The sequence below is a fragment of the Streptomyces sp. CNT360 genome (genome assembly GCF_000424785.1).
This window is the reverse complement of record NZ_AUKO01000018.1, coordinates 110,186-122,848: the sequence shown is the minus strand read 5'-3', so window position 1 is coordinate 122,848 and position 12,663 is coordinate 110,186. Positions and strand designations below refer to the sequence as shown.

8 protein-coding genes are annotated in these 12,663 nt (G+C 71.5%); 6 read left to right on the top strand and 2 right to left on the bottom strand.

Going from position 1 to position 12,663, the window contains the following annotated elements; all coding sequences use genetic code 11:
* Positions 1-24 precede the first annotated feature (24 nt).
* Positions 25-1,491: a MocR-like pyridoxine biosynthesis transcription factor PdxR gene (gene pdxR / locus H297_RS0116555; protein WP_027737971.1), complete on the bottom strand. Its 1,467-nt coding sequence runs from the start codon at positions 1,489-1,491 to the stop codon at positions 25-27.
* A gap of 124 nt (positions 1,492-1,615) precedes the next feature.
* Between pdxR and ald the strand changes: the two genes are divergently transcribed.
* From ald to H297_RS36740, 3 genes are read left to right on the top strand one after another with little or no spacing between them, the layout of a single operon-like run.
* The gene (gene ald, locus H297_RS0116550) at positions 1,616-2,731 is read left to right on the top strand and encodes an alanine dehydrogenase (RefSeq protein WP_027737970.1); all 1,116 of its coding nucleotides are present in this window, start codon (positions 1,616-1,618) and stop codon (positions 2,729-2,731) included.
* 31 nt (positions 2,732-2,762) lie between these two features.
* Entirely contained in the window at positions 2,763-4,145 is a 1,383-nt protein-coding gene (locus H297_RS0116545; protein WP_027737969.1) for an aspartate aminotransferase family protein, read from the top strand.
* Between the two features lie 11 nt (positions 4,146-4,156).
* Positions 4,157-5,659 carry an amino acid permease gene (locus H297_RS36740; protein WP_064744836.1) on the top strand — a complete coding sequence of 501 codons (1,503 nt, stop codon included), beginning with the start codon at positions 4,157-4,159 and terminating at the stop codon, positions 5,657-5,659.
* Between the two features lie 152 nt (positions 5,660-5,811).
* Here H297_RS36740 and H297_RS36735 read toward each other — a convergent pair whose 3' ends face one another.
* Positions 5,812-6,651: an IclR family transcriptional regulator gene (locus H297_RS36735; protein WP_078514181.1), complete on the bottom strand. Its 840-nt coding sequence runs from the start codon at positions 6,649-6,651 to the stop codon at positions 5,812-5,814.
* Positions 6,652-6,914: 263 nt separating this feature from the next.
* On the opposite strand from H297_RS36735, the gene H297_RS0116530 reads away from it, so the two are divergent.
* From H297_RS0116530 to H297_RS36730, 3 genes are read left to right on the top strand one after another with little or no spacing between them, the layout of a single operon-like run.
* A complete protein-coding gene (locus H297_RS0116530; protein ID WP_027737968.1) occupies positions 6,915-8,198 on the top strand; it encodes an iron-containing alcohol dehydrogenase in 1,284 nt (427 codons plus the stop codon).
* A gap of 54 nt (positions 8,199-8,252) precedes the next feature.
* A complete protein-coding gene (locus tag H297_RS0116525) occupies positions 8,253-9,602 on the top strand; it encodes an MFS transporter (protein ID WP_027737967.1) in 1,350 nt (449 codons plus the stop codon).
* 2 nt (positions 9,603-9,604) lie between these two features.
* Positions 9,605-12,529, top strand: coding sequence for an FAD-binding oxidoreductase (locus tag H297_RS36730; protein ID WP_051351902.1), 2,925 nt, complete (start codon positions 9,605-9,607; stop codon positions 12,527-12,529).
* Positions 12,530-12,663: the final 134 nt, after the last annotated feature.

The window sequence follows — 12,663 nt, the reverse complement described above, 5'->3', positions numbered from 1 at the left end:
GCCATCCGTGCCGTGCCGGTCACGTCACGCGTGGTCGGTGGCTGCCTCCACCAGCTCTCCCAGGAGGGCGATGCCCGGGTCGATCATCGCGAGTTGGGGCGCTGCCAGGCCGATGCGGAAATGGTTGCGAGGGGGACGCTCCCCCAGGAAGTAGAGGTCGCCGGGTTCGATCAGCACCCCCCGCTGCTGGGCCAGCTGTGCCAGGCGGCGCCCGTCGAGGCCGTCGGGCCCTGTCATCCAGAGGCTGACACCGCCCGGCGGGGGCGAGCAGCGCCACAGGTAGGTGTCGGCGGCCGCACAGGCCGCCTCCCATTTGCGCATCAGCCGCGTGCGGTAGCGCCGTACGGCCCGGTGGTACTCGCCGGAGCGGATGAACAGCGCCAGGGCCCGCTGTGTATGTCCCGAAGGGTGCCGTACCGAGTAGCGGCGGATGTCGCGCAGTTCGCGGATCAGTTCCCGGGAACCCACCAGGTAGCCGAGGCGCAGCCCGGGTGCGAGGAACTTCGAGAAGGTTCCCAGGTAGACGACCTGCCCTGTCTCGTCCAGAGCCTTGAGCGCCGGTGTGGGCCGGCCCTGGTAGCGGAACTCGCTGTCGTAGTCGTCCTCGACGATCACGGTGCCCGACTCGCGGGCGAGCGCCAGCAGTTCACGGCGGCGGCCGATACCGAGCGTGACATTCGTCGGGTGGTGGTGGCTGGGGGTGACGTGCAGCAGGTCCGTGCCGTGGAGGGTGGCGGGTGGCTGCAGGCCCGAGGCGTTGACGGGGAGCGGCAGCAGGTCCGCCCCGGCGCGGGCGAAGATGTGCCGTGCGTCCAGGTAGCCCGGGTCCTCGACCGCAACGTGCGAGCCGGGCTTCAGCAACGCCCTGCTGAGCAGATCGAGGCCCTGCTGCGACCCCACGGTGACCAGGACCTCGTCCGGTTCGGCACGTACGCCCCTGGCGGGCAGCAGCCGGGTGCACAGCGTCTCCGCCAGCAGCGGGTCGTCGGCGGCGATGCTGTCCTGGAGGCTGAACTGTGCGTGGGGGTGGTACAGCGCATCGTTGAGGGACCGGGCCCAGGCTCGCGCGGGGAAGGCCCGGAAGTCGACCTGCCCCGCCAGGAACGGATACGGGTAGCCGACCCAGTCGCTCTGTTTCTCGATGTGTGGGAGCGGGTCCGCCCGGCTCGGGAGGTTGCGCAGGCGGGAGGCCCAGTCGTAGGGCCGGGCCACGGTGTCCGGTTCGACGGCGCAGTGCGGTCGCATCTCCCGGTTGACGTACAGGCCCTGTCGGGCGCGGCTCTCGACGAACCCTTCGGCAACCAGCTCCTGGTAGGCGGCGTTCACGGTGTTCCGGGAAAGCCCCAGTTCACGGGCCAGTTCACGGGACGAGGGCAGCCGGCCGCCCGCATCCATCAGGCCGGACCCTATGCCGTGCTCGATCGCCTTGCGGAGCTGCCGGTAGAGGGGCTCGTCCGAAGCCCTGTCCACCTCGAAAACCGTGCGTGGCATGCCGCCTCCCGCAGTCTGGTCCCATCAGAGCCGCCGGTCCTGGCACTTTCCACCGGACCAGGCGGACTCGCAAGGTAAACCCCGTCGCCGCCGCTGGACACAGCCGCACAGATGGGAGTTCGTCATGAGGATCGGCATCCCCCGCGAGGTCAAGAACCACGAGTACCGGGTGGCCATCACCCCGTCCGGGGTCCACGAACTGACCCGCGCGGGCCATGCGGTGTACGTGGAGGAGGAGGCAGGCGCGGGCTCGTCCATCGCCGACACCGACTACAAGGCTGCGGGCGCCTCCGTGTTGCGCACCCCCGAGGAGGTGTGGGGCGAGGCCGACCTGGTCCTCAAGGTGAAGGAACCCGTGGCCGAGGAGTACCCGCGGATGCGGGCCGGACAGACGCTCTTCACCTACCTGCACCTCGCCGCCTCCCGGGAGTGCACCGAGGCGATGCTCGCCTCCGGCATCACCGGGGTCGCCTACGAGACGGTACAGCCCGCGGACGGTTCGCTGCCGCTGCTCTTCCCCATGTCCGAGGTGGCCGGTCGGCTCGCGCCGCAGGTCGGCGCCTACCACCTGATGCGCGCCGCCGGCGGACGCGGCGTCCTGATGGGCGGGGTCTCCGGTACCCGTCCGGCGAAGGTCACGGTCATCGGTGCGGGCGTCTCGGGAATGAACGCGGTCGCCGTGGCCACCGGCATGTGGGCCGACGTCACGCTCCTCGACCTCGACGTCGCCAAGCTGCGCGCCGCCGACCGGATGTACCAGGGCCGCATCACGACAGTCGCCTCGAACGCGTACGAGCTCGAACGGGCCGTGAAGGAGTCCGACCTGGTCATCGGGGCCGTGCTGGTTCCGGGGGCGCGGGCACCCAAGCTCGTCACCAACCGGATGGTCTCCGGCATGCGCCCGGGATCGGTGCTGGTGGACATCGCGGTCGACCAGGGTGGGTGCTGCGAGGACTCGCGCCCCACGACACACGCCGACCCCGTGTACCACGTGCACGACTCGCTGTTCTACTGCGTGGCCAACATGCCCGGCGCCGTGCCGAACACCTCCACCTACGCCCTCACCAACGTCACCCTCCCCTACGTCCTGTCCATCGCCGCCAAGGGGCTGCCGGCCGCGGCCCAGGCCGACCCCGCCCTGCTGCGGGGCGTCAACGTGCTGGACGGCCGGGTGACGTACCGGCCCGTCGCCGAGGCCCACGGCCTGGAGCACGCCGACGCCGCTTCCCTTCTGCACTGACCAACAACCCTGCCTCCGGAAGGAGCACCTCATGACCGTGACCACCACCACCGGGAGCGCGCTGCGCACCAAAGCGCAGGCGCACCTGGGCCAGCACTTCACCCGGCGGGACGTCTGGCAAGGGGACGAGCTGCCCGTCTTCGTCCGCAGCGAGGGCTGCCACCTCTACGACGAGCAGGGACGGCGGTTCCTCGACGGGCTGGCCGGCCTGTTCTGCGTGAACATGGGCCACAGCCGCTCCGACATCGTCTCGGCCGCCGCCCGGCAGATGGAGACGATGGCGTACTCGACCAACTGGGGCGCCGCACACCCGCCGTCTGTGGAAGCCGCGAGCCTCGTGGCCGAGCTGGCACCGGGCGACCTGGACGTGACGTGGTTCGTGAACTCCGGCTCGGAGGCGGTCGAGACGGCGATCAAGTTCGCACGGCAGTACCACAGGAGCCAGGGACAGCCTGGGCGCACGAAGATCATCAGCCGCCACATGGCCTACCACGGGGTGACACTGGGAGCCCTGTCCGTCACCGGGTTGCCGAAGATCCGGGAGCCGTTCGAGCCCCTGCTCCAGGGCGTGCGGCACGTACCCCACACACTCGGTGTGACCGGCGATCAAGGACCGGCCGCGGAGCTGGAGTGCGTGCGCGCCATCGAGCAGGCGATCATCGAGGAGGGTCCCGGGACCGTGGCCGCCGTCTTCGCCGAACCGGTGCAGAACGGGCGCGGCGCGCTCGTGCCGCCCGACGGCTACTGGCGGGAGCTGCGCAGGATCTGCGACCGCCATGGAGTGCTGCTGGTCGCGGACGAGGTGATCTGCTCGTTCGGCAGGCTGGGGCACTGGTTCGGGAGCGGCGCCTTCGGCGTCGTACCCGACATGATCACCTTCGCCAAGGGCGCGACCTCGGGCTACGCACCGCTCGGCGGCATGATCGCCCGTGAGCCGCTGGTGCGCGCCCTGTTCGACTCACCGCTCGGCGGCACGTTCACCCACGGTGCCACCTGGGGCGGCCACCCGGTGTCCACGGCCGTCGCGGTCGCCAACATCACCGCGATGCGCGACGAGCACGTGCTCGACAACGTGCGCACTCTCGGCCCCGAACTGCGCGCCGGTCTTGAGGAGATCAAGCAGCGGCACCGGGTCGTCAAGGAGGTCCGCGGCATGGGCTTCTTCTACGCGGTCGAGTTCACCGCCGACCGTGAGGCGGGCGTGGAGTTGAGCGAGGCGCAGTCCGGGCGGATACTGCGGGAGGTGCTGCCCGCCGCGTTCCGGAGGACCGGAGTGGTGCTGCGGCCCGACGACCGGGGCGCCACGATGCTGATGATCTCGCCGCCCCTGGTGGCCGACCGCGAGGTGCTGGACGAACTGCTGTCCGGTGTCGCGGTGATGGTGGACGACGTGGCGCACAGCGTCCACGGCTGAGGGGGCTCCCTGTGCGACAGGACGGAACGGCCGAGACCACACCGCAGCCGCCGGGCGCGCCCGAACCGGTGTCCGGCGCACCCGAGCGTGCCGAGGACCCCGCATCTCCCGGCGGGCCGGACGCCGCCACCGAGCCGAGGGGGCCCGGTGAGTCCGGGAGCGTGGGAGGCAGCGCGGGGCTGCGCGACGGGCTCAAGCAACGCCACATGACACTGATCGCGCTGGGCGGGGTGATCGGAGCCGGGCTGTTCGTCGGCAGCGGTGTCGTCATCGGCGAGACAGGACCTGTTTCCATCCTCTCGTTCCTGCTGGCGGGCGGGCTCGCCATCCTCGTGATGCGGATGCTCGGCGAGATGGCGGTGGCCCGCCCGGCGGTGGGCTCGTTCTACGCGTATGCGCGGCTCTCCCTCGGGTCTTGGGGAGGGTTCACCATCGGCTGGCTCTACTGGTATTTCTGGGTCAACGTCGTCGCCTTGGAGGCCGTCACCGGAGCCACGATCCTGCACGCCTGGCTGCCCGGCATCGACCTGTGGGTCATCAGCCTGTGTCTGATGGTGCTGCTCACCGTGGTCAATCTCTTCTCGGTGAAGTCCTTCGGCGAGTTCGAGTACTGGTTCGCCTCGTTGAAGGTCGCCGCGATCGTCGTCTTCCTCGTCGTCGGACTGGTCTTCGTCGTCGGCCTGTGGCCCGGAGCCCATGCGGACGCGAGCAACCTCACCGGGCACGGCGGCTTCGCGCCCAAGGGGCTCGGACGTGCCCTGACCTCCGTGATCCCGGCCGTCGGCTTCTTCACCGGCGCGGAGATCGCGGCGCTGGCCGCCGCTGAGTCCACCGAACCGCGCCGGGCGGTCGCCCGCGCCACGCACTCGGTGGTGCTGCGCGTCCTGCTGTTCTACGTCGGCTCGATCTTCCTCATCGTGGCCATCGTGCCGTGGAACGCCGAGAGCATGAGCGACGGTCCCTACGTGGCCGCGCTCCAGCAGATCGGGATACCGGCAGCCGCCGACGTGATGCGGGTGATCATCCTTGTCGCCGTCCTGTCCGCGCTCAACGCCGGCCTCTACAGTGCGTCCCGCATCGTCTTCGCGCTGACCCGGAACGGCGACGCCCCGCGCGGCCTCACCAGGCTCAGCCGCAACGGGGTGCCCCGCCGCGCCATCCTGCTGGCCACCGTCCTCGGGTACGTCTCGGTGGTCTTCGCCTACGTCTCCCCCGACACCGTCTTCTCCTTCATCGTCCACTCGTACGGAGCCGTCGCGCTCTTCGTCTACCTGCTCGTCGCGCTGTCCCAGGTGCGGCTGCGGCGACGTCTGGAGCGCGAGGACCCGGGAGCGCTGACGCTGAAGATGTGGGGGTACCCGTACCTGAGCTGGTTCACGGTCGCCGCGATGGGCTGCGTGATCCTGACGATGGCCTTCCTCCCCGACACCCGGATGGACTTCGTCGCCAGCACCCTGACCCTGGCGGTGGTTCTCGGGGCGTACGCCCTGCGCCGACGCCGAGGGCAGAGCTGACCCACCTCGTCCGGATGACCTGCTGCCTCCTTCCGCACGACCTCGCACATCCGGAACGGGGCTTGCGCACACCACCGTGACGGCTCCGCGCACCGAGAGCCGCCCGTCCGGTGGAAGGCCGGGCCGCTGAGCCGCGGAGCGTTCCCCGCGGCTCAGCGGCCCGGCTCGGCGCGCCGGTGTGCCGACTGCATCGTGCGGTCCGAGGGGACGACCTGGGCCACCTGGCCGGCCGCCTCGACCAGCCGCGGCGCAAGCTTCTCGATACGTGCGTCGGGCAGGCGTACGGACGGCACCTGGATGACCACGGCCGCATGGGCGTGGCCGTGCACGTCGAGCACCGGCGCACCGATGCAGCGGACTCCCTCGACGTTCTCCTCGTTGTCGATGCTGTAGCCGCGTGCGCGTGTGCGCTCCAACTCCTCGGTGAGCTGCCGGGGCGTGGTGACGGTGTGCGGGGTGACCGCCTCCAGGCGTGCGGGGAGGGAGCGGACGTACTCTGCCGTGTCGTGCGCGCGGCTCATCATCGCCTTGCCGGACGCCGTGGAGTACAGCGGAAACCGTGCGCCGGGGTGCTGTTCGAAACGGAGCGGCAGCGTCGACTGGACCCGCATCACCACCACCGACTCGTCACCGTCCCTCACGACGAGATTCACCGACTCGTTGGTCTCGGCGTTGAGCTGTTTCAGCAGCGGCATGGCACGGTCGGCGCCCAACGTCCGCTGAGCGGCCTGGCCGAGGAGGATGGCGGTGCTGCCGAGGTAGTAGCCGTCCGTGGCGGGGTTACGGACGAGGAAGCCTTCGGCCGCCAGGGCCCCCACGATGCGGTGGGCGGTCCCCGGGGTGAGGCCGAGACGCTGGGTGATCTCGGCGATCTGGACGTCGTCCTCAGCTTCGAGGAACAGCCGCAGGACGGCAAGAGCCCGGCCGACGGCCTGCGTTCCGGCCGGGCTGTCGGATGTTCTGCGCCCGTGCCGCTCCGAGGTGTCTCCCACTGCAGGCGGCCTCCGTCCTCTCGCCCCTACGGTGCTTCGGGCCCGCGCCCCCGTGCAGCCTACCGGCGCTACCGACCGGCTTCTGCAAGACCCTTGACGCTCCCTGCGGGCACCCTTAGCGTGCCACTCACTCCACAATGTGGATGGCCTTCCAAAACCGTCGCTCCCGGCGGTGGCCACGGCCCGGCTCTCGGCCAACGACCGGTCCGCCGCCCCGGAGCACGGCTACCGGCCCACACCGTCTCCGACTACGAGGAGGCCCCGTGCCGTCCTTCGACCACCCGACCGAGTCCGTCTTCACCTGGGCCGCACCGCCCCTGAAGTTCGGGCTCGGCGCCCTCGCCGAGATCGGCGAGGACCTGCAGGCCCTCGGCGTCCACCACCCCCTGATCATCACCGACCCGGGTGTCGCTGCCAGCGGTGTCCCCGACCGGGTCGCCCACGCCGTCAAGACGGCCGGGCTGGACGTCGACATCTTCGACGGCGTCGCCGTCGAGCCGACCGACGCCAGCATCGAGGAAGCCGTCGCCTTCGCTCGCTCGGGGCCCTGGGACGGCTACGTCGCCGTGGGCGGCGGCTCGGCCATGGACACCGCCAAGGCCGTCAACCTGCTCACCACCCAGCCCGGCACCCTCATGGACTACATCGCCCCGCCCATCGGCGGCGGCAAGGTCCCCGACCAGCCGGTCCGGCCGCTGATAGCCGTACCGACGACATCCGGCACCGGCTCGGAGGCGACCACCATCTGCGTCGTCGACCTGCTCAGCCTGCGCCTCAAGGCCGGCGTCAGCCACCCACGGCTGCGGCCCGCGCTCGCGGTCGTCGACCCGCTCACGACACTGTCCGTGCCGTCCGCGGTCACCGCTGCCAGCGGCATGGACGTCCTCACCCACGCGGCCGAGAGCTACACAGCCCTCTCCTTCGACGCCCGTCCCGCCTTCCCGCACGCCGCGGCGCGCGCAGCCTTCTGCGGGGCCAACCCCGTCAGCGACGTGTGGTGCGAGAAGGCCATGGAACTGGTCGGCACCCACCTGCGCCGCGCGGTGATGAACGGCAACGACCTCGACGCCCGCTACGGCATGGCCTACGCCTCAGCCGTCACCGGCATGGGCTTCGGCAACGCCGGAACCCACATCCCGCACGCCAACGCCTACCCGATCGCCGGCGCCGTCGAGAACTACCAGGCCGAGGGCTACCCGCCCATGCCCATGGTGCCGCACGGGCAGGCCGTCGCCTCCACCGCGATGGCGGCGTTCCGCTTCACGTATCCCTCGAACCCGCAGCGGCACCTGCGCGCCGCCGAACTGATCGGCGGACGCCCGGTCGACCCCGACGAGGGCGCCGAAGCCCTTCCCCGCGTCCTGCGCGAACTCCAGCAGGACATCGGCATGCCGCAGGGCGTCACCGCCTTCGGCTTCAGCGACGACGACCTCGACACCCTCGTGTCCGGCACGCTGAAACAGTCCCGCCAACTCTCCGTCACCCCCCGCCCCCTGACGGCGGAAGCCGCCCACCGCATCTTCTCCGAGTCGCTGCGCAACTGGTGACCGGCACGCCCCTGCACGTCCCGCACCCTGCGCCATCCCTCCGGAGGCATTCGCATGCCCGCACCCGCGCAGACTCCGACCGGTAAGGTCGCCCTGGCCGGCGCCATCGGCACCACCATCGAGTGGTACGACTTCTTCCTCTACGGCACCGCCGCCGGAATCGTCTTCGACAAACTCTTCTTTCCCAGCTTCGACAGCGCCGTCGGCACGCTCATCTCCTTTGCCACCTTCGCTGTCGGCTTCGTCGCCCGCCCCCTGGGCGGCATGATCTTCGGCCACTTCGGCGACCGGATCGGCCGCAAGACCGCCCTCGTCACCACCATGTTCCTGATGGGCATCGGCACCTTCCTCGTCGGTCTCCTCCCCACCTACGACACGCTCGGGATCTGGGCGCCCGTACTCCTGGTCGTCCTGCGCATCGTGCAAGGGATCGGCATCGGCGGCGAGTGGGGAGGGGCCGTGCTCATGTCGGTCGAGCACGCACCCGAAGGCCGCAAGGGCTACTACGGGAGCTGGCCCCAGATCGGCGTCCCGGCCGGACTGATGCTCGGCACCGGTGTGTTCGCCCTGCTCTCCAGTTCCCTCTCCAGCGAGCAGTTCCTGTCCTGGGGATGGCGCATCGCGTTCCTCCTCAGCGCCGTCCTCGTCCTCCTCGGGCTCTGGATCCGCCTCCAGGTGTACGAGACCCCCGACTTCCAGGCCGTCCGGAAGGACGAGGGGCAGGCCCGTATCCCGGTCGTCGAGCTCCTGCGCACCTGCAAGCTCAACCTGCTGCTGGGCATGGGGACCCGCATGGCCGAGGGCATCGCCTTCAACACCTGGGGTGTCTTCGCCATCTCCTACACCACGACCGAACTGGACGTGCCCAGAACCCATGCGCTCATCGGAGTGATGGTGGCCTCGGCGGTGTGCGTGCCCATGATCCCGCTGTGGGGAGCAGCCTCCGACCGGTTCGGCCGGCTGCGTACCTTCGGGCTGGGGGCCGTGCTCTTCGGGGCCTCGGCGGTACCGGCCTTCGCTCTCTTCGACACCGGGTCGGCCCTGGTGATCGGCGGCACGCTCGTGGTGGCGCTCGGCCTGTTCTACGGCGCCATGTACGGGCCGCAAGCGGCCTTGTACGCCGAACTGTTCCCGCCCCATGTCCGCTACAGCGGCGTGTCGTTCGTCTACCAGATCTCCGGGGTCTTCGCGAGCGGCTGCACGCCGCTCATCCTCACCAGCCTCCTGAACGCGGGGGACGGCAGCCCCTGGCTGATGGTCGCCTACATCGTGGGCATGTCCGTCGTGAGCCTGGTGTCGGTGATCCTCATCGCCGTGCTGGTACGGCGCCGCCCCCGAGCGGATGCTCGCGAGCCCGTACCCGCCCCGCAGAGCCGACCGCTCCCTCCGCCCGTAAGGCAGTGACCGTGTCCACCTCCACCTCCCGCCGCACCGACGAGATCGCCGCCGCCCTGCGCCGCACCGGCGTCGCGGAGACCGACGACTCGCCACTCGCACAGTCCCTGTACGCCTCCGACGCCTCTCTCTACCGCATTCCGCCCCGCGCCGTCGTCTTCCCCCGCCACACCGACGAGATCGCCGCCGTGCTGTCCGTGTGCAGGGAACACGGTGTCCCCGTCACCATGCGCGGCGCCGGCACCTCCATCGCGGGCAACGCCGTCGGCCCCGGTGTCGTCGTCGACACCAGCCGGCACCTCGACCGCATCCTGGAGATCGACCCGCACACCCGCACCGCACTCGTCGAACCCGGCGTCGTCCAGGCCCGTCTCCAGCGCGCTGCCGCCCCGCACGGCCTGCGTTTCGGCCCGGACCCCTCCACCCACAACCGCGCCACCCTCGGCGGCATGCTCGGCAACAACGCCTGCGGCAGCCGGGCACTGGGCTACGGGCGCACCAGCGACAACGTCCTCGGTCTCGACGTCCTCACGGGCACCGGCGAGCGGTTGCGCCTGGGCGACGTGCCCGAGCCGTCGGCGCGCTCGGCCCTCCTGGAGCGGCTGACGGAGACCGTCCGCGCGGACCTGGCCGTCATCCGCACCGAGTTGGGCCGCTTCCCCCGCCAGGTCTCCGGATACTCCCTCGAACACCTCCTGCCGGAGCGCGGGTTCGACGTCCCGCGCGCGCTCGTCGGCAGCGAGGGCACGCTCGGCCTCACCTCGGCCGCACGTGTGAGACTCGTCCCCGACCCGCCGGCCCGCCTCCTGGTCACCCTCGGCTACCCGACGATGGCGGCTGCGGCGGACGCCGTACCCACGGTGCTCGCGCACGCGCCGGTCGCCTGCGAGGGGATCGACGCACGCATCGTCCGCGCCGTCACCGACCGGCGGGGCAGCGTACGGGTCCCCGAACTCCCGCACGGCCAGGGCTGGCTGCTGGTCGAGCTGGCGGGCGAGGAGACGGCGTCGCTCACCGCCGCAGCGTCCCGGCTGGTCAAGGACGCCGGGGCACTGGACTCCCGCGTGGTCGCCGATCCCCGACAAGCCGCTGCCCTGTGGCGGATGCGGGAGGACGGCGCCGGGCTGGCCGCACGCACGCCCGACGGCGCACCCGCGCACGCCGGCTGGGAGGACGCGGCCGTGCCGCCCGAGCGGCTCGGCGCGTACCTGCGGGACTTCGAGGCGCTGCTGGACGAGCACGGGCTGACCGGCCTGCCCTACGGCCACTTCGGTGACGGCTGCGTCCACGTGCGCATCGACTTCCCGCTCGGCGCCCGGGGCGGCACCGACGCGCTGCGAGCCTTCCTCTTCGCGGCCGGTGAGACGGTTGCCCGGCACGGCGGCTCCATGTCCGGCGAACACGGTGACGGGCGCGCCCGCGGGGAGCTGCTGCCGCTGATGTACTCCCCCGCCGCGATCGACCTCTTCGCACGCGTCAAGACTCTTTTCGACCCCGACGACCTGCTCAACCCCGGTGTCATCGTGCGGCCCGCCCGGGTGGACGCCTCCGTGCGCCTGGCAGACGCCCGCCCCCTTCGCCGCCAGGAACTGCCCACCCTCTCCCTCGCCCACCGGCACGACCGCGGTGACCTGTCCATGGCCGTGCACCGCTGCACCGGAGTCGGCAAGTGCCGCGCCGACACCTCGGCCGCGGGCGGCGTGATGTGTCCCAGCTATCTCGCCACCCGCGAGGAGAAGGACTCCACCCGCGGCCGCGCCCGCGTGCTCCAGGACGTCGTCTCCGGGCGGCTCGGGCCCGACGGCTGGCGGTCGAAGGCGCTGCACGACGCGCTGGATCTGTGCCTGTCCTGCAAGGGCTGCGCCTCGGACTGCCCGACCGGTACCGACATGGCCGCCTACAAGGCCGAGGCCCTGCACCAGCGCTACCGCCGACGGCTGCGCCCCCGCAGCCACTACTCCCTGGGCCGGCTGCCCGTGTGGGCCCGCCTGGCCACCCGGCTCCCCGTGCTCACCCGGCTCGTGAACAGGGTGCTGCGCTCCCCCACGCTGCACCCGCTCCTCACCTGGAGCGCCGGCGTGGACGCCCGCCGCCCGCTGCCCGCCTTCGCCACCACCTCCTTCCGGCGCTGGTTCGCCCTGCGGCCGGACGCAGGGGCGGCGCGGCACGGCGACGTCGTCCTGTTCGTCGACACCTTCACGGATGCGTTCTCACCCGAGGTGGGGCAGGCCGCGGTCACCGTCCTGGAGGACGCCGGCTACCGGGTCACCGTCACCGACCGGCCGGTGTGCTGCGGACTGACCTGGATCTCCACCGGCCAGCTGGACGGCGCACGCAACCGGATAGGCGCGACCGTGCGGGCGCTGGCACCTCATGTCCGCGCGGGAGCCCTGGTCGTCGGGCTCGAACCCTCCTGCACCGGTGTGCTGCGGGCCGACGCCACCGAGTTGCTCGACGGTGACGACGCCGCCGCCGCGACGGAGGTCGCCGCCGCGACCCGCACCCTCGCGGAGTTGCTGGAGAGCACTCCGGGATGGGCGCCTCCCGACCTGTCCGCGACCACGTTCGTGGCCCAACCGCACTGCCACCACCACGCCGTCATGGGCTGGGAAACGGACCTGCGCCTCCTCACCCGGGCGGGCGCCGACGTCAGTCGCCTGGGCGGCTGCTGCGGACTGGCGGGCAACTTCGGCGTCGAGCGCGGTCACCACGACGTCTCCGTCGCCGTCGCCGAACACGCTCTCCTGCCCGCCGTCCGCGAGGCTGCGCAGGACACGGGCGTCCTGGCGGACGGCTTCAGCTGCCGTACCCAACTGAGCGCCCTGGCCGACCGCCAGGGCGAGCATCTGGCGCAGCTGCTCGCCCGGCGGCTCTCCTCCCCCGCCCCGGAGTCCGCCGCGGCCTCGCAGCAGGAGCGAAGGCAGCTCGGGGCATGACGCCGTGGGCACCGACGGCGGCCGTCTGCTCTCCCCTCCGCGACCGCGCCCCCGCACCTGTCGCTGCGAGTCCACAGGGCCCCGCAACCGACGTAGAGTGCAGCCGCCGTGCGGACGGCCCGCACGGCGGACGA

Excerpts from the sequence above, each read along its gene's own strand:
- H297_RS0116525 (WP_027737967.1), top strand. The coding sequence starts at position 8,253 with ATGCCCGCACCCGCGCAGACTCCGACCGGTAAGGTCGCCCTGGCCGGC.
- ald (WP_027737970.1), top strand. The coding sequence starts at position 1,616 with ATGAGGATCGGCATCCCCCGCGAGGTCAAGAACCACGAGTACCGGGTG.
- H297_RS0116545 (WP_027737969.1), top strand. The coding sequence starts at position 2,763 with ATGACCGTGACCACCACCACCGGGAGCGCGCTGCGCACCAAAGCGCAG.
- pdxR (WP_027737971.1), bottom strand. The coding sequence starts at position 1,491 with ATGCCACGCACGGTTTTCGAGGTGGACAGGGCTTCGGACGAGCCCCTC.